14 protein-coding genes and 1 tRNA gene are annotated in these 17,224 nt (G+C 66.7%); 7 read left to right on the top strand and 8 right to left on the bottom strand.

The features are described 5' to 3' along the window. From fdnG to fdhE, 4 genes are all read left to right on the top strand, one after another. The coding region (gene fdnG / locus I55_RS05475) for a formate dehydrogenase-N subunit alpha (protein ID WP_148293581.1) at positions 1–2,576 on the top strand (2,576 nt) is incomplete at its 5' end. Next, positions 2,576–3,499 (top strand): formate dehydrogenase subunit beta, encoded by a 924-nt coding sequence (gene fdxH, locus I55_RS05470; protein WP_044559494.1) that lies wholly within the window; start codon positions 2,576–2,578, stop codon positions 3,497–3,499. The genes fdnG and fdxH, both read left to right, overlap by 1 nt. Then, a complete protein-coding gene (locus I55_RS05465) occupies positions 3,496–4,167 on the top strand; it encodes a formate dehydrogenase subunit gamma (protein ID WP_044559493.1) in 672 nt (223 codons plus the stop codon). The genes fdxH and I55_RS05465 overlap by 4 nt, the downstream gene beginning before the upstream one ends. 232 nt (positions 4,168–4,399) lie before the next feature. Continuing rightward, positions 4,400–5,326: a formate dehydrogenase accessory protein FdhE gene (gene fdhE, locus I55_RS05460; RefSeq protein WP_044559492.1), complete on the top strand. Its 927-nt coding sequence runs from the start codon at positions 4,400–4,402 to the stop codon at positions 5,324–5,326. 40 nt (positions 5,327–5,366) lie between these two features. Here the strand turns inward: fdhE and I55_RS05455 are convergent, their stop codons facing one another. Beyond that, the gene (locus tag I55_RS05455; RefSeq protein ID WP_044559499.1) at positions 5,367–6,386 is read right to left on the bottom strand and encodes a zinc-dependent alcohol dehydrogenase family protein; all 1,020 of its coding nucleotides are present in this window, start codon (positions 6,384–6,386) and stop codon (positions 5,367–5,369) included. Positions 6,387–6,507: 121 nt separating this feature from the next. Between I55_RS05455 and I55_RS05450 the strand changes: the two genes are divergently transcribed. Continuing rightward, positions 6,508–7,410 carry a LysR family transcriptional regulator gene (locus tag I55_RS05450; protein WP_252181026.1) on the top strand — a complete coding sequence of 301 codons (903 nt, stop codon included), beginning with the start codon at positions 6,508–6,510 and terminating at the stop codon, positions 7,408–7,410. On the opposite strand, the gene I55_RS05445 is transcribed toward I55_RS05450, so the two are convergent. After that, positions 7,402–8,457 (bottom strand): permease, encoded by a 1,056-nt coding sequence (locus I55_RS05445; protein ID WP_083900867.1) that lies wholly within the window; start codon positions 8,455–8,457, stop codon positions 7,402–7,404. The two genes, I55_RS05450 and I55_RS05445, sit on opposite strands and share 9 nt — an antisense overlap. 272 nt (positions 8,458–8,729) lie before the next feature. Here I55_RS05445 and selD point away from each other — a divergent pair, with 272 nt between their 5' ends. Then, complete coding sequence (selD, locus tag I55_RS05440) at positions 8,730–9,794, top strand: selenide, water dikinase SelD (RefSeq protein WP_044559491.1); 1,065 nt, start codon at positions 8,730–8,732, stop codon at positions 9,792–9,794. A gap of 134 nt (positions 9,795–9,928) precedes the next feature. Here the strand turns inward: selD and I55_RS34110 are convergent, their stop codons facing one another. The 5 genes from I55_RS34110 to I55_RS05420 form a co-directional block, all read right to left on the bottom strand. Further along, positions 9,929–11,083 (bottom strand): DUF3883 domain-containing protein, encoded by a 1,155-nt coding sequence (locus I55_RS34110; protein ID WP_083900866.1) that lies wholly within the window; start codon positions 11,081–11,083, stop codon positions 9,929–9,931. A gap of 251 nt (positions 11,084–11,334) precedes the next feature. Continuing rightward, positions 11,335–11,430 (bottom strand) — tRNA-Sec (locus I55_RS05435). Positions 11,431–11,448: 18 nt separating this feature from the next. Beyond that, the gene (gene selB / locus I55_RS05430; protein ID WP_044559490.1) at positions 11,449–13,401 is read right to left on the bottom strand and encodes a selenocysteine-specific translation elongation factor; all 1,953 of its coding nucleotides are present in this window, start codon (positions 13,399–13,401) and stop codon (positions 11,449–11,451) included. Further along, positions 13,398–14,789, bottom strand: a complete 1,392-nt coding sequence (gene selA / locus I55_RS05425; protein ID WP_252181025.1) for an L-seryl-tRNA(Sec) selenium transferase — start codon at positions 14,787–14,789, stop codon at positions 13,398–13,400. The genes selB and selA overlap by 4 nt, the downstream gene beginning before the upstream one ends. Positions 14,790–14,904: 115 nt before the next feature. After that, positions 14,905–15,903: a hypothetical protein gene (locus tag I55_RS05420; protein WP_044559489.1), complete on the bottom strand. Its 999-nt coding sequence runs from the start codon at positions 15,901–15,903 to the stop codon at positions 14,905–14,907. A gap of 35 nt (positions 15,904–15,938) precedes the next feature. On the opposite strand from I55_RS05420, the gene I55_RS35720 reads away from it, so the two are divergent. Further along, entirely contained in the window at positions 15,939–16,193 is a 255-nt protein-coding gene (locus tag I55_RS35720) for a hypothetical protein (RefSeq protein ID WP_148293580.1), read from the top strand. A 119-nt stretch (positions 16,194–16,312) separates the two neighbouring features. Here the strand turns inward: I55_RS35720 and I55_RS05415 are convergent, their stop codons facing one another. Continuing rightward, on the bottom strand, positions 16,313–17,047 hold the full coding sequence (locus tag I55_RS05415) for a SapC family protein (protein ID WP_044559488.1): 735 nt from the start codon (positions 17,045–17,047) through the stop codon (positions 16,313–16,315). Positions 17,048–17,224: the final 177 nt, after the last annotated feature.

Raw genomic sequence — 17,224 nt, 5'->3', positions numbered from 1 at the left:
AGGTCGCCCGTTCGCTGGGCATGTTGGCGTTCGATAACCAGGCGCGTGTCTGACACGGACCGACGGTGGCCAGTTTGGCCCCAACATTCGGTCGCGGTGCGATGACCAACACCTGGCAGGACATCAAGAACGCCAATGTCGTGCTGGTGATGGGCGGCAATGCCGCCGAGGCGCATCCTTGCGGTTTCAAATGGGTGATCGAGGCCAAGATCGAGAACAAGGCCAAGCTGGTCGTTGTCGATCCCCGCTTCACCCGCACGGCCTCCGTGGCCGACGTTTACGCCCCCATCCGGCCGGGCACCGATATCGCTTTCCTCAGCGGCGTCATGCGCTATCTGCTGGAGAACGATGCGATCCAGCACGCCTATGTGAAGGCCTACACCAACGCCAGCCTGATCGTTAAGGAAGGCTTCGGCTTCGAGGATGGGCTGTTCACCGGCTATAACGAGGAAAAGCGCGGCTACGACAAGTCCAGCTGGGATTATGAGCTGGATGAACAGGGCTACGCCAAGTCCGACGACACCTGGGCGCATCCGCGCTGCGTCATCAACCTGCTGAAGCAGCATGTCGACCGGTACACGCCCGAGCTGGTGTCCCGCATCTGCGGCACGCCCCAGGACAAGTACCTGGAGATCTGCAAGATCTTCGCCAGCACGGCGGCGCCGGACAAGGCGCTGACCAGCCTGTTCGCGCTGGGGTGGACGCAGCATTCCGTGGGGGCGCAGAACATCCGCGCCATGGCCATGGTGCAACTGCTGCTGGGCAACATCGGCGTCGCTGGTGGTGGCATGAACGCCCTGCGCGGGCATTCCAACATCCAGGGCCTGACCGACGTCGGCCTGATGTCCAACCTGCTGCCGGGCTACCTGACCATTCCGAAGGATTCGGACGTCACCCTGGATAAGTATCTGGAGACCAAGCAGTTCAAGCCGCTGCGGCCGGGGCAGACCAGCTACTGGCAGAACTACCGCAAGTTCTTCGTCAGCTTCCAGAAGGCCCTGTACGGCGATGCCGCCAAGGCCGAGAACAACTGGGCCTACGACTGGCTGCCCAAGCTGGACGTGGACGGCTACGACGTGCTGCGCGCGTTCGAGCGCATGGATAACGGGCAGATGAACGGCTACATCTGCCAGGGCTTCAACCCCATGCAGGCCTTTCCCGACCGGGGCAAGATCCGCCGCAGCCTGTCCAAGCTGAAGTATCTGGTGGTCATCGATCCGCTGGATACGGAGACGGCCAACTTCTGGCAGGACTACGGGCCGCAGAACCCGTCCAAGCCGGCCGAAATCCAGACCGAGGTGTTCCAGCTGCCCACCACCTGCTTCGCGGAGGAGGAGGGCTCGCTCGTCAACTCCGCACGCTGGCTGCAGTGGCACTGGAAGGCGGCGGACGCGCCGGGCGAGGCCAAGCCCGACCTGTGGATCATGGCCGGGCTGTACCACCGCCTGAAGTCCCTATACGCCAAGGACGGCGGCGCCTTCCCCGACCCCATCCTGAACCTCAGCTGGTCCTACGCCGACCCGGCGGAGCCGCAACCGGCCGAGCTGGCGCGGGAGATGAACGGCCGCGCCCTGGTCGACATCAAGGACGACACGGGCGCGGTGGTGCTGAAGGCCGGGCAGCAGCTGGACGGCTTCGCCCAGTTGCGCGACGACGGCACCACCATGTCCGGCTGCTGGATTTTCGCCGGCAGCTGGACGGAGAAGGGCAACCAGATGGCCCGGCGCGACGCGTCGGACCCGCGCGACGCCGGCATCGCCCCCAACTGGGCGTGGGCCTGGCCCGCCAACCGCCGCATCCTGTACAACCGCGCCAGCGCCGACCTGGACGGCAAGGCGTGGAACCCGCACAAGCCCGTCATCCAGTGGAACGGGTCCAAGTGGGTGGGCTTCGACGTGCCGGACTATGGCCCGACCGTGAAGCCGCAGGACGGGGTCGGCCCCTTCATCATGAACCAGGAAGGGCAGGGGCGCCTGTTCGCCCGGGGCCTGATGGTCGAGGGTCCGTTCCCCGAGCATTACGAGCCGTTCGAAAGCCCGGCGGAGAACCTGCTTCACCCCAAGGTGAAGAGCAACCCGGCCGCCCGCGTCTTCCCCAACGACCGCAAGGCGATGGGCACGGCGCAGGACTTCCCCTACGTCGGCACCACCTACCGCCTGACCGAGCACTTCCACTATTGGACCAAGCACGCCCTGATCAACGCCATCCTCCAGCCGGAGGAGTTCGTTGAGATCGGTGAGGCCCTGGCCAAGGAGAAGGGCATCGAACAGGGCGGCTGGGTCAAGGTGTCGTCCAGGCGCGGCCAGGTGATCTGCAAGGCCTTCGTGAACAAGGGCATCAGGCCGCTGATGGTGGACGGGCCAGCGACGCACGTCATCGGCTGTCCATCCACTGGGGCTTCACCCGGCGTGGCCCGCAGGGGCTATGGCGCCAATACCCTGACGCCGTTCGTGGGCGACGCCAACACCAACACGCCGGAGTTCAAGGCCTTCCTGCTGAACATCGAGAAGACCGGCGCGCCGCCAGCCATCGATGTGGCCAAAGGGCCCCGCAACAAGAAGACGGGGAGCGCGTGATGGCCGACCTGCAATCCCAAGACTACATCCGCCGGTCGGCCAGCAACCTGACGCCGCCCTCGGTCCGCCACCATGAGCTTGAGGTGGCGAAGCTGATCGACGTCAGCCGCTGCATCGGCTGCAAGGCCTGCCAGTCCGCCTGCATGGAATGGAACAACCTGCGGCCGGACATGGAGGAGTTCCAGGGCGCCTACGAGAACCCGCACGACCTCAACCCCGGCACCTGGACCCTGATGCGGTTCGCCGAGTATGAGGACGAGCAGGGGAACCTGGAGTGGCTGATCCGCAAGGACGGCTGCATGCACTGTGAGGATCCGGGCTGCCTCAAGGCGTGCCCGGCCCCCGGGGCCATCGTCCAGTATGCCAACGGCATCGTCGACTTCATCAGCGAGAACTGCATCGGCTGCGGTTATTGCGTGAAGGGCTGCCCCTTCAACATCCCGCGCATCAGCGCCGAGGACCACAAGTCGTACAAGTGCACCTTGTGTTCCGACCGCGTCGGTGTCGGGCTGGAACCGGCCTGCGTGAAGACCTGTCCCACCGGCGCCATCATGTTCGGTTCCAAGGACGACATGAAGGACTGGGCGGGGGAGCGCATCGCCGAACTGAAGGAACGTGGTTTTCAGAACGCTGGGCTGTACGACCCGCCGGAGGTGGGCGGCACGCACGTCATGTACGTGCTGCACCATGCCGACAAGCCCTCACTCTATTCCGGCCTGCCGGACAAGCCCCATATCAGCGCGCTGGTGGGGGCGTGGAAGGGCTTCCTGAAGCCGGTGGCCCTGGCGGGCCTGGCCTTCGCCGCCATCGGCGCCTTCGTCCACTCCATCGTCTCCGGTCCCAATGAGACGACGGAGGCCGATGAGGCGCACGCGCGGGCGGAGATGGAGAAGGCGAAACGGGACGGGAGTGCCAAGTCATGAGCTATCCCAAGGGAACCATCGTCCGCAATTCCACCGCCACCCGGCTGAACCACTGGATCACCGGCATCTGTTTCGTGCTGCTGACCCTGTCGGGCCTGGCCATGTTCCACCCCGTGTTCTTCTGGCTGTCCAACCTGTTCGGCAGCGGGCAGTGGATGCGGGCGGTGCATCCCTGGCTGGGGGTGACGCTGGTCGTCAGCTTCCTGGGGCTGTTCGTGCAGTTCTGGCGCGACAACCTGTGGAACCGCGATGACACCGCCTGGGCCAAAAGCCTGGACAAGGTGCTGGACAACCGCGAGGAGGAGGTGCCGCCCGTCGGCCGCTTCAACGCCGGCCAGAAGGTGGTGTTCTGGGGCATGGCCCTGATCATCCCGGTGCTGTTCGTCACCGGCATCCTGATCTGGGAGGTTTATTTCGGCCACGCCACGGCCATCGAGACGCAGCGGGTGGCCCTGCTGATCCACAGCCTGGCCGCCATCGGCGCCATGCTCATCTGGGTCGCGCATGTCTACGCGGCGATCTGGGTGAAGGGCTCGATGCGGGCCATGCTGCACGGTTGGGTGACACCCGGCTGGGCCTTCCGGCACCATCGCAAGTGGTTCCAGGGCCTGGTCGCCAGCGGCTCACCGGGGCCCACGCCGGACAGCACCGCCAAATTCCGCGATTAATGTTTGTTGAAAGTTCCCTCAGGTGCCGGGCGCCCGCATCCGCGGGCTTGGCTGGTCCTCGAGTTCCAGTTCGCTCCGCTCCCCGGAACTCTCCGGCGGATGCGGTCGCATCCTACAACGGCATGAGGCTTGTCCTCATGCCGTTGGCAAGGAGCGCGGAGAAGGCCTATCTATCACGGGGGCGCGATCCGGCAAGGTCGCGCCCCCGAGTGCTTTTTCAGGAGTACCAGTCATGAGACAGGGTGAAGTGGCGCCCAAGGCGCCGTGGATGGGCAATCCCCAAGGCGGGGTGACGGCGCCGGCCCCCATTATCCTGCCCGACCCGGCCACCCGGTTCGCCCGCACCTCCGGTCGGCTGGGCCTGCTGGCTGTCGACCATCCCATGGCGCAATGGCTGGAGTTCCTGTGCGAGCTGTCGCAGGCCCAGCACGACGCCGCCGACATGATCGATGTGACCGCCCCGGATGCCGACGACGTGGCCACGGCCACCGATGCCGGCATGCCGCCCCTGGCCGCCGATGGCCATGAGCGCGACATCGTCTGGCGCGAGGCGCTGACCCTGATCCTGCGCCATTTCGACCGGTTGCCCGAGGTGCCGGACCTGGTGGCCTCCGTCATTGACAGCCTGAACGAGGTGGATGGCGACACGTTGGAATACCTGGCCGGCGACTTCCTCAGCGGCAATGTCGCGCCTGAGGATGCCGGCCGCGCCGTCTTCATCGCCGCCGCCTTGCAAGTCTATTTCACCAAGCTGGCCGCCAGCCTGGACGTGGATCAGGTCCACCTGCTGCCGGAGCGGGGCCTGTGTCCCTGCTGCGGGTCCACGCCGGTAGCCGGTATCATCACCGCCTCCGGTTCCACGCCCGGCGTGCGCTATCTCTATTGCTCCCTCTGCTCCACCGCGTGGAACCATGTGCGGGCGGTATGCATCACCTGTGGCCAGTCGGCCCACCTGTCGCTGAAAAGCGTGGAGGGGGAGAATGGGGCCGTGCAGGTGGAAACCTGCGACGACTGCCACACCTACGCCAAAATGCTCTATCTGGCGAAGGACCCCAAGCTGGACGCTTACGCCGACGATTTGGCCAGCCTGGGCCTGGACCTGATGGTGGCCGAGGTCGGCTGGCTGCGCCACGCGCCCAACCCGCTGTTGCTGGCGTAGAGGGAGCGGCCCCGGTTCGAATAGACCGGGGCCGCATCCGTTACAGGGTAACCACTATCTTGCCGAACTGCTGGTTCGATTCCAGATAGCGGTGAGCCTCCACGATGTCATCGAACGCGAAGCTGCGTGCGATGATGGGCTTGAGCGCGCCCGAGGTCAGGCCCTCCAGGATGAAGTCCTTGGCTGCCTCCAGCCGCACAGGGTCGGCCGTGACCTCGTGCACCAGGTAGCCGCGCAGCGTCAGGCTCTTGCCCAGCACGTTGAACAGGGGGAAGGGCGTGGGCTCGGGGCTCAGCGCACCGTACTCGATCAGGATGCCGCCCCGTGCCATGGCGGCGGTCAGGGATGCGAAGGCCGGACCGCCGATGGGGTCGAACACCACCTGTACCCCGGGCCGCACCCCCCCAGACAGCCCGCCCCCTGGCCCAGCGATCTCCGTCAGCCGCGCTTCCAGATCCTCTTCCTCTGAAGCCACGACGTGGGCGGCGCCGGCATCCCGCAGCGCCTGGCGCTTGGCGGAGGTGCGGGTGACGGCGATAGGCGTGGCGCCCACCATGTTGGCGATCTGGATTGCGGCCAGGCCCACGCTGCTGCTGGCCGCTGTGATGGCGACGACATCGCCTTTGCCCAGCCTGGCCAGGTCGATCAGGGCGCCGTGGGCGGTGACGTACTGCATCCAGGTGGCCGCCGCCTCTTCCCAGCTCAGCGACGCGGGGTGCTTCACCACCAGGTGCTGCTGGAAGTTGGCCAGCTCGGCATAGGCCGGCCACTCGATCTGGGATACCGCCGGCACCACGCTGACGGCGTCGCCGACGGCGACGCTGTCCACGCCCGGGCCCACGGCCGCGACCACGCCGGCGGCCTCATAGCCCAGGCCGCTGGGCCAGGCCTTGGGCGTCTCGATATAATTGTTGGTGCGCAGCATGACCTCGGCCCGGTTCAGGCCCAGCGCCTTGACGCGGATCTGCACCTGGCCAGCGCCGGGCGGCGGCACATCGGCCTCCTCGATACGCAGGACCTCGGGGCCGCCATGCTCATGAAAGCGGATAATGCGTGCCATGGTCATTCACTCCAAATCAATTGACAGGAATGAACATGAGCGTGACCGCCAGGTGGGATAAATGGGCTAGGATGCAGAACACTACGAACCAATGGTTTTCAATATGGACCGGTTGGGCAGCATGGCCGTCTTCGTCAAGGCGGTGGATCTGGGGTCTTTCGCCGCCGCCGCGTCAGCGCTTGGGGTGTCCGGCCCCATGGTGGGCAAGCACATCCGCTTCCTGGAGGAACGGCTGGGCGTGCGGCTGCTGAACCGCACCACGCGGCGGCAGAGCTTGACGGATTTCGGCCGGGCCTATTACGAGCGCTGCCGCGTCGTGCTGGCGGAGGCGGACGCCGCCGACGCCCTGGCCGCCGACCAGCTGGGGGAGCCGCGCGGCCGGCTGCGCGTCACGATGCCGGAGCATTTCGGGCGCCGCTGCGTCGTGCCCGTGCTGCTGCAACTGGCGCGGCGCTATCCTGCGCTGGAGCTGGATTTGTCGCTGGGCGATCGCCTGGTCGATTTGGTGGAGGAGGGGTTCGATCTGGCCATCCGCACCGGCGGCTTGGCCGACCGCGCCGGCCTGATCGCCCGGCGCGTGGCGCGCCAGCGTATGGTGGTCTGCGCCGCCCCCGGCTACCTTGCGGCGCATGGCGCGCCGACGGATCTGGATGACCTGGCCCGGCATGAGGGCATCATTTACCGCCGCTCCGCCCGCATTCCGCAGTGGCTGTTCCCACGCGACGGGCAGCCGGCGGTGGAGGTGCTACCCCGCCATCGTATCCAGCTGGACGACCTGGAGACCATCGCCGACTTGGCCGTGGCCGGCATGGGGCTGGCCTGGCTGCCCTCCTGGCTGATCGGTGACCGGCTGCGCACGGGGGAATTGGTCATCGTGCTGCCGGACCAGCCGGAATATCTGTACGATGTCCATACCCTGTGGGTACAGACGCCACACCTGCCCCTGAAGGTGCGGGTGGCGGTGGACGCCCTGGCCGCCGCCCTGCCCACCCTCATGGGGCCCCGGTGGTGCGGATCAGAATAGGGCCACCGCCAGATAGCCGCTGACGATGCCCAGCACCACAACGCCGGCGATGACGGCGGCCAGGGCCTTGGGCTCGAAGGAGCGGGCCAGCATGGCCACGGACGGCAGGCTGATGGGCGGCAGGGTCATCAGCAGGGCGCCGGCCGGCCCCACGCCCATGCCCAGCGACAGCATGGCCTGGATGATGGGAACCTCGCCCGCCGTGGGGATGACGAACAGGGTGCCGGCGATGGCGAAGGCGGCGATCCAGATGAAGCTGTTGCCGATCTCCGGCCCGATGGCGGGGAACAGCCAGGCGCGGGCCGCCCCCAACAGCAGGACGATGACGACGTATTCCGGGATTAGCCGCAGGGCCATGCGCCCCAGGATGCGCAGCCAGCGGGCGAAGGGGTTCTCCGCCTCGGCCTCCACCTGCAGGGCGTGCAGCGCGGCCTCGGAATTGGGGATGGGGCTGAAGCGGTTGACCAGCACGCCCAGGCCCAGGACCATCACCAGGCCCAGCGCCAGGCGCAGGCCGGTCCACTGCCAGCCCAGGACGAAGCCGATGAAGACCAGGGCGGCCGGGTTCAGGATGGTGTTGCCCAGCCAGAAGGCCATGGCGGCGCCGGGCGACGCCTGTTGGCGGCGCAGGCCCATCACCACCGGGGCGGCGCAGCAGGTGCACATCATGCCGGGCAGCGACAGCAGGCCACCGGCCAGCACGCTGCCGAAGCCGGTGCGGCCCAGGGCGCGGGCCACCCAGTTCACCGGCAGCAGCGCCTGGATGGCGGAACCGAGCAGCAGGCCCAGCACCATGGCCTGCCAGATGGCCTTGCCGTAGGCCAGGGCATAACCCACCGCCGCTTCCCATGACGGGGCAGGGGCGGCGGCGTCGGTGCCCATCAGGATGGACTTGCCGATGGCGTGGTTGGCTGCCGCCACGAAGGCGCGGGCGTAATAGGGCGACCATTTCACGTAGAACAGGCCGGCCACGGCGATCAGCGCCACGATGGCGGGGCCGATCCAGGGATTGAGTTTGTGCGGCTTCTGTGTGGAGGTCAGGTCCATGGGGATGCGTCCGTGGCGTCAAATCTGGGGCCGCGCGGACAGGCACCCCGTCCGCGCTTTGGACCCGACCGGGCCACGGTTCGGCATCAAGACGTCCCGTCATGGGGGCTGGTCGCACGGGAGGTGCCACCCCACTTGATAGACATCGTCGATGGAACAAATACAGTCTTAACGCCGGCCCCGATCATTGGCAATGTTGCCGTCGTATAGGCGGGCATCTTGCCCGTGAACATTACAAAGACGGCGTTTTTCTACAATCAAAGGCAATGAGAATGTCAGAAACCCCCGTGCGTTTGACCGACCTGGCCCATGGCGGCGGCTGTGGCTGCAAGCTGGCGCCGGCCGTGCTGCAGCAGCTGCTGGCCGGCCAGCCCCAGACGGCGGCCTACGCCAACCTGCTGGTGGGGACGGAGACGGGGGACGATGCCGCCGTGTGGCAGCTGGATGAGCGCCACTGCATCATCGCCACCACCGACTTCTTCATGCCGGTGGTGGACGATCCGCGCGACTTCGGCCGCATCGCCGCCACCAACGCGCTGTCCGACGTCTACGCCATGGGTGGCCGGCCGCTGTTCGCGCTGGCCATCCTGGGCATGCCGCTGGGCAAGCTGGCGCCGGAGGTGGTGCGGGAAATCCTGGCCGGCGGCGCCAGCATCTGTGCCGAGGCCGGCATCCCCGTGGCCGGCGGCCATTCCATCGATAGCGGGGAGCCGATCTACGGCCTGGCCGTCATCGGCGTGGCCCCGCCCCAGGCCATCCGCCGCAACGCCAGCGCGCGGCCCGGCGACGCCCTGATCCTGACCAAGGGCCTGGGCGTGGGCATCTATTCCGCCGCCTTCAAGAAACAGAAGCTCGACGCCGCCGGGTATGCCGAGATGGTGGCCAGCACCACCCTGCTGAACAGCATCGGCGCGGTGCTGGCGCAGGATGCCGACGTGCATGCCATCACCGACGTCACCGGCTTCGGCCTGCTGGGCCACGGGCTGGAGATGGCGCGGGGTGCCGGCGTGACGCTGTCGGTGGACTGGGACCGTCTGCCCTTCCTGTCCCAGGCGGCCCAACTGGCCCAGGCCGGCTTCATCACCGGCGCTTCCAACCGCAACTGGGCCAGCTATGGCGAGGAAACCCGCCTGCCCGCCGACCTGGCCCCGTGGCAACGCGCCCTGCTAACCGACCCGCAGACATCCGGCGGCCTGCTGGTGGCGGTGGCGCCGGAGCGGGCGGAGGAGATCTGCCGCCAGATCGTGGAAGCGGGCTATCCGATGGCGCGTGTCATCGGCCGGGTGACGGAGGGGGGGGCGATGGTGCAGATAGTGTCCCACGATAGACGTCAATGAGTGCAAAGTCTTTTCATTTTAGCATGTCGATAGTTGGCGATGCAGTTGAGTAGAGCGGTCCTCATTGCCTCTAATCTTCCGGCTATGTTGCCGGCCGAGTGGGCGGCCGCTATTGACAACCACGCAGGTCATTCTCAATCAAAATCGAACCGCATTTCATAACTGACTGGCAGAAGCTCTGAGTTCTTGTATTGATCCTCGGCGCGCACAGGCATCAGGGAGATCGGTTTCCCGTCTGAACTAAGCGAAACTAGATAGAAATAATACTCGGTAGCATGATCGGAAGATTTGGACACATTATACTCGGTTTCTGACACGAAGCACCGGTACCCACCACCCCTTACCTTTCCCACGGTCTTCACTTCGATGAAGCGTGGTACTCCGGGCGACGAAAAGGACCGAAAGTCGTAGCCATAACCTGGACGGCTGCGCCGATCGTCGATTTGTTTGGCTAATTGCGGCCAACCGTGGCCTCGAAGGCGCTCTTCCTCCCATTTCTGTGCAAACTTCTCGCTTTCCCGTCCGATCCTGGCCCATGCAGCCTGAAGATCCTCAAAATCAACAGTACTGGGCCGCTTCTTCGTTGGTTTGCGAATTGAAGAACCGGCAGCGCCGCGCTCTGGCATGTAGGTGGCATAAAGGAATGCCATGAATTTCGGATTGCTCCAGGATCGCGTGGCGGAATCCCTCAACTTTTGGGCCACCAGATAATTTTGGTATTCGCTGACATATCCGACGCCCTGGAAGCCAAGCTTCGACGCGAAAATTTCGAGATGTTCGCGACTGCAAACATTAATGAAGCGATCTGGGAAATATAGGCTAAGGATTTTCGCCTTAAACATTTGAGATAGCGAATTAGCGTCAATCTCTTCGAAATTTAGACTGTCTTTTTTTCCTGCCGCGACCAGATCGATCAGGGCGGATTTGACCATCTCGAATGCCTCGCTCTTTGTTTTTCCGAATCTTGGGGTCGGCCGATAGGTGCTTTTCGGATCGCTCTTGGTACGGCCAAAATAGATACCGAATTTGGCCGCAGTCGCGCCCTGAATAATTGCCCAGGATCGGGTTTTCACTTCAATGTGATAGCAGAATGTTGGTTGTTGGAGGCCTATTACATAATTTTCGACGGTAAGGTTAGGGAGTGCATCTATCGGGAACGCATCGAGAAAGGCTCCCCGAGTTTGGTGCGCCTCATCCTCAAAGGTTGGATTGTAGTCTTTTTCGAAGGCTCGCAGAGACTTCGCGCGGAACGGTCTTTTTGCAAAGCCTGTCGTTCCTTCGAGTGACATATGGCCATTCCCCCGATGTGTCGATTGCTCAAGATTGCCCTCTTGCGCTTTGTCTGCAGCTAAGAGGAACGCCTAATCATTGCCAGTGCTACTTACTCAGCTTTGCGTTGGAAGCACACAAGCGAGTATCGGCCTATTACGAGCACCAAAGGCAAAAATGGTATTGTATTTCGAGAATGAATCCTCGGCTATCAGTCGAAGTCCTGAGGTTGCCCCCACGCTTACCCAGCGCCTCACAGCAAACAAAAATCTGGCGGAAGGGAATGGGAGTCGAACCCACCCGGGACAGTCTCGCTGCCCCACCCGGATTTGAAGTCCGGACGCCCCACCAGGGGCGATTCCCTTCCGTCTCTAGCCGCTAAAGCTCACAAAACCACAGGCGGGCCGAACAAGTCCAGCCGGTGCGGGTTGATGCGGCGCAGGTCGCCCCGGCGCAGGGTGATGCCGTGGCGGTCGAAGAAGTCCAGGATCTGGATGGCGACCTTGCGGCCGTTGTCCATGCGGTCGCGGAAGGGGGCGACGACGAAGGTGCCGTCGGGCGCCTGGGCCGCCACGTCCACGGCGATGGCCACCATCTCGCGCACCGTGTCGCGCAGGAAGAAATGGTCGTGCGCCACCTGGTCGGCCCAGCCCATGCGGCCGGCCAGCTTCAGGATGCGGCGCACCTCCGGTTCCGGCCGGCCGGTGTCGGTGGCGATGTCGCGCACCCGGGGCGGGCGGAAGCGCACCTCGCCACCCAGCAGGGGCGCCAGCGCGCCCCAAGCGGCCTCATCCTCCGGCGCCAGGCGCACGGTGTGGCCGGCCAGGCGGATGAAGGACCCGTCCAGCGCCACCAGGCCCTGGGCCACGGCCCGGCCCACGGCGACGGCGAACAGCGGGGCGGGCAGGCGCGGCTGCACGCCCAAGCGCAGCTTCTCCCGCCCCATGCCCTGCAGGTCCGGGTTCTCCGCGTGATAGGCGGTCAGCTGTTCCGTCAGCTGGCTCAGGAAGGCGGCCCAGTGGTCGGCCGACAGGGCGGTGCGGGCATCGCCCTGTTCCAGCACTACCAAGCCCAGGTCCCGGGCCAGCGCCTCCGCCCGGTCGGTGGGCAGGGCGTGGTCGCGGACGAAGGCGGTAAGATCCACGGCGTAGGGCGGCACGGCCAGCAGGGCGGCCAGCGCCGCCGCCGGGTCGGGCAGGGCCAGGGCGATGCGCTGGGCCACCCGTTCCCCCGTGCGGCGGCGGCGGGGCGGCGGGCGCAGGTCGATGAAACGGCCGCCGCCCAGGGTGTGCTGGGCGGAGACGTCGCGGATGACGTAGCGGTCGCCCACCGCCGCCGCGATGGGCCGCTCCAGCACCAGTTGCACCTGCGTGGCCCCGCCCCCCGCCAGCGCCTCTTCCGACAGCAGCACGACGCGGGCGCCCACCTCCGCCGCCGCGTGGTGCAGGCGCACGGGGAACCATTGGCCCAGCGCCTTGGCCCCCGCCTCGCGCGGCAGCAGGCGCAGGCTGGCGTCGATGCGGTCGGTGGGGGCGTGCAATGCGGGGGCCAGCACCATGTCCCCCCGGTGCAGGGCGTCCTTGGTGATGTCCGGCCCGGCCAGGTTCAGGGCGCAGCGGTCGCCGGCCCGCCCTTCCTCCGCCACCGCGTTCTGGGCGTGCAGGGAGCGGACGCGCGCCGCGAGGCCGGAGGGACTGATGGTGACGGTGTCGCCCACCCGCACCCGGCCGGACAGCACCGTGCCCGTCACCACCACGCCCACGCCGGTCAGGGTGAAGGCGCGGTCGACGGCCAGGCGGAAGGCGCCGGCTTCCGTCCCATCCTTCTCTCGTGCCTGGGCGTGGGCGGCGTCGGCCAGCCGTTGGCGCAGATCATCGATGCCGGCGCCGCTGAGGGCGGAGACGGGCAGGATGTCGGCGTCGGCAAGGCTGGTACCATCCAGGGCGGCCGTGATCTCCGCCACCACCGCCGCCAGGCGGTCGGGGGTGGCCAGGTCCGCCTTGGTCAGGGCCACCAGGCCGTGGCGGATGCCCAGCAGGTCGATGATGGCCAGATGCTCACGCGTCTGCGGCATGACGCCATCGTCGGCCGCCACCACCAGCAGGGCGAAGTCGATGCCGCTGGCCCCCGCCACCATGGTGTGGACGAAGCGCTCATGCCCCGGCACGTCGACGAAGCCCAGGGTGGGGGCGTTGGAGAGGGGCAGGTAGGCGAATCCCAGGTCGATGGTGATGCCCCGGGCCTTCTCCTCCTTCAGGCGGTCGCCGTCGACGCCGGTCAGGGCCCGCACCAGGGCGGTCTTGCCGTGGTCGATATGGCCGGCGGTGCCGATGATCATGGCTGGTGCAGCTCCGCCAGTGTGGCGGTGAACGCGTCCTCATCGCGCAGGCAGCGCAGGTCCAGCACCAGGCGGCCATCCTCGATGCGGCCGATGATGGGGCGGGACAGGGCGCGGAAGGACGCCGCCAGCCGGTTCAGCGCCGCCCCGCCGGCGGCGATCGCCAGGCCGGCGCTGGGCAGGGTGTCCAGCGGCAGGGCGCCGGAGCCGATCTGGCTGTCGCAGTCGCACACCGTGACGGCGTAGCCGGCCCCCAGGGCCTGGGCCAGCGCCGGCGCCAGGCGCCGGGCCTGGTCCGCGATCTCCGCCTTGGGGCGGGACAGCAGGGCCAGGGTGGGCAGGCGTCGGGCCAGGCGGTCGGGGTCGCGGTACAGCTTCAGCGTCGCCTCGATGGCGGCCAGCCGCACCTTGTCCACCCGCAGGGCCCGCTTCATGGGGTTGCGGTTGACGGCGGCGACCAGGTCGCGGCGGCCGACGATGAAGCCCGCCTGGGGCCCGCCCAGCAGCTTGTCGCCCGAGAAGGTGACCAGGTCCGCCCCTTCCTCCACCGCCTCGCGCACCGTGGGCTCGCGCTTCAGGCCATAGGGGGAGAGGTCCACCAGGGTGCCGGATCCCAGGTCGTTCAGCAGGGGTACGCCGGCGCCATGGGCGATGGCCGCCAGCTCTGGCGCCAGCACCTCCTTGGTGAAGCCCTGGATGCGGTAGTTGCTGGTGTGGACCTTCAGGATGACGCCGGTTTCGGGTGTCAACGTGCCCTTGTAATCCTTGGCGTGGGTGCGGTTGGTGGTGCCGACCTCCACCAGCCGGGCGCCGGCCTGGGCCATGATGTCCGGCATGCGGAAGGCGCCGCCAATCTCGATCAGCTCCCCGCGCGAGACGATGGCGTCGCGGCCCCGGGCCAGGGTGTTGAGGGCCAGCAGCACGGCGGCGGCGTTGTTGTTGACGACGGTGGCGTCCTCCGCCCCTGTCAGCTCGCACAGCAGGGCGCGGACATGGTCATCCCGCTCCCCGCGCGTGCCGCTGTCCAGGTCGAACTCCAGCGCCACCGGATCCCCCATGGCGGCCAGGGCCGCCGCCTTGGCCTCCTCCGCCAGCAGGGCGCGGCCCAGGTTGGTGTGCAGCACCGTGCCCGTCAGGTTGAACAGGGGGCGCAGGGCGGAGCGGCTGGTGGCTTCCAACCGGGCCAGGGCCAGCGCGGCCACCCCGTCGGCGTCCGGCCCCCCTATACCCCAAACCGCGTCGCCGCCGGCCAGCAGAGCGGCCCGCGCCTCGGCCAGCAGGGCGCGGACGGCGTCCGTCGCCGCCGCCCGGCCGTGGCGGTCCAGCAGGGGGGATGCCGCCGGGCAGGTGAGGACGGCGCTGATGGAGGGCAGATCGCGGAGACGCACGGGCGGGGCACTTATCGGGAAAAGGGTGTCGCCCCTTGTGGCGCCATTTAAAAATTTGGTCAATCGTCACGGAAATCAAAACGTTGGATCACCCTATCAAGGGATGGTCTTCGCATCAGAACGCCAGGCCCAGGCCCACGGTCCAGCCGCGCACCCCGTTGCCGATGATGGCGGATCCGCGCAGGGTCACACCCTCCACGCCATAGCCCAGGTGGGGCGTCATCACCTCCAGCCCCCCGCCCACCTCCAGGAACTTGTCGAAGCCCAGGAAAGCCTGTTGCGAGCCGATCAGGATGTTGCCACGGCTGAAGGCGATCCAGCGCAGATCGTCCGCGAACAGATGGCCCAGCGGCCCATCCAGTTGGGCGTTGACCGTGGCGAACCCGAAGCTGCCGGTGGATTTGAGGGAAGGGTCGCTCACCCGGCTGGGAATGTCGGCGAATTCGCTGAAGCGGCCCATCAGATGCAGGCGCAGGTCGTCGGGCAGGGTCCGTTCATGCAGCACCTCCACCCCGCCGCCGGCCAGGAAGCTGTCGATGCGCATGCTGGTCAGGATGCCGCCGGTGGTGTCATGCAGCAGGTCGGCGTTGGGGCCGGCGAACTCCCCGCTGCCACGGATGCGGGTATAGCCGCCCAGCGCCACCGGCCGGATGGAGGTCGACGTGCCCACCGGGATGTCCAGGCCGAAGCCGCCCAGGGCGGAGTAGGACTTGTAGTTTTCCCTCACCAGGTCGGGGCCGCCGGTGTCGGCACCCAGGCCCGTCTGCTGCCACGCGGTCTCATAACCCAGCGTCACCTCCAGGTAGGGGGCGACGCCATCGGCGTCGTCCTTGTCGCGGAAGCTGTGGGTGATGGGCAGCTTGTAGCCGTGCAGCGTGATCTCATTGCTGCTGTAGCGGGCGGCGCTGGCGTCGGGCGTGCCGCCGAAGACGCCCAGGGTCTCGAAACCGTGGCCGATGTCCTCGGCCTTCAGCTGGTCGCGCACCGCATCGCGGATGGCCTGGGTGTCGACTTGTTGGGCTCCCGCCAACGGCGGGAACAGCAGGCTGGCGAGGCCCGCCAGCAGGAGGGCTTGCCGCCTGAAAGCGGAAAATGCCGAGGGCCGTTCGTCCATGCGCTTGTCCCGGTTTGCGTCACATCTGTCAGGAAATGGCGCGACAGGCCCAGGCGGCAATGCATCGGGAGAATAACAAGAAATTTAGTGTATATTATGCCGTATTGACGATCAACTTCGGCGATGGTTCAAATAATCCCACTGTTCGGGCATGCGACGTGAGGATGGAAATGGCGGCGATGGTCAAGGCGGAGCGGCGGACGCAGCTGTGGGTCGAAGCATGGCTGCCCCTGTTGGCGTTGCTTTCCCTCATGATCGTTGGCCAAGTTGGCGCGATCTTCGTCTTGTGAGACGGATCTGGATCCCCGAAGGTGGGCTGTGGAATAAGGCCGGACCAGATATCAAAACGGCGGCGGCCGCGGGATGACCCGGGCCGCCGTCCGCATGTCGGGGCGTTGGTGCGCCCGCGTCAGTTGGTCGCCGGGCGCTGCGCCGTGCGATCCACCAGGCCGCCCCAGTTGCTGACCGAGATCAGGTGGCAATAGACCAGGTGCAGCCAGCCGCGTTCCCGCCAACGCTGGAATTCCTCGGCCGGCAGCTGGTTGAACTTGGCCTCGTCGATGACCTTGAAGCCCGCCAGGCTCAGCTTCTGGCCGTCCTTCAGGGTGACATCGGCGCGGTTTTCCACCAGCAGGTCGGCCTTGATCAGGGCCTGCACGAATTCCGTCGTGGCGTTGTAGTGGCCCTGGTAGTCGCTGCAGAACGCCAGCGCGTTGCGGGTCACCTCGGTGGGCTGGCCACCGTCGAACAGCTTGTTGGCGCCGCCCTGGGTGACGGTCGGGGCCGCCTCATCGATGCACAGGGTGAATTCCGCCTTCTCCCGGTTCTCCAGGAAGATGAAGGGGTAACGGCGGACATAGGCCGGGATGTAGCTGCCGGCGTCCCAGCCGCCCTCGGCGTTCACGAACAGGTTTTCACCATTGCGCAGGCCCAGCAGCGCCACGGCCTGGGGCGGCGCGCCATCCAGGAACAGGATGGGGTAGTGCTTGCACGCCAGCGTGAATTCCGCCGCGATCACGGGCACGGAATTGGCGCCGGACGCGAACCGGTAGTCGGTGATCGGGGCCAGCGACAGGTCGCCGTCACGCTCCGCCGCCAGGGGACGGGGGCGCTGGTAGAAGGCGGGAAGGGTTTGCGTGCTCATCTCTGTTCCAAATCCCGGATCAATGTCATTTCAGGCGCCGCCCGCACCCTCATGCGTCAAGAGATGCCGGGATCGCTGCGGTCAACGTCGACGACGGGGCAATGCCCGCCGCAGGCACGCTACCATCAACTGCGCGCGGGATGGCACAGCAAATCATCACCACCTGATCGATAGTCC

The sequence above is a fragment of the Azospirillum sp. B4 genome (genome assembly GCF_000333275.1).
Lineage (GTDB): Bacteria > Pseudomonadota > Alphaproteobacteria > Azospirillales > Azospirillaceae > Nitrospirillum.
Note: the sequence above shows the minus strand (reverse complement) of the source record. Positions and strands in the feature narration are given on the sequence as shown.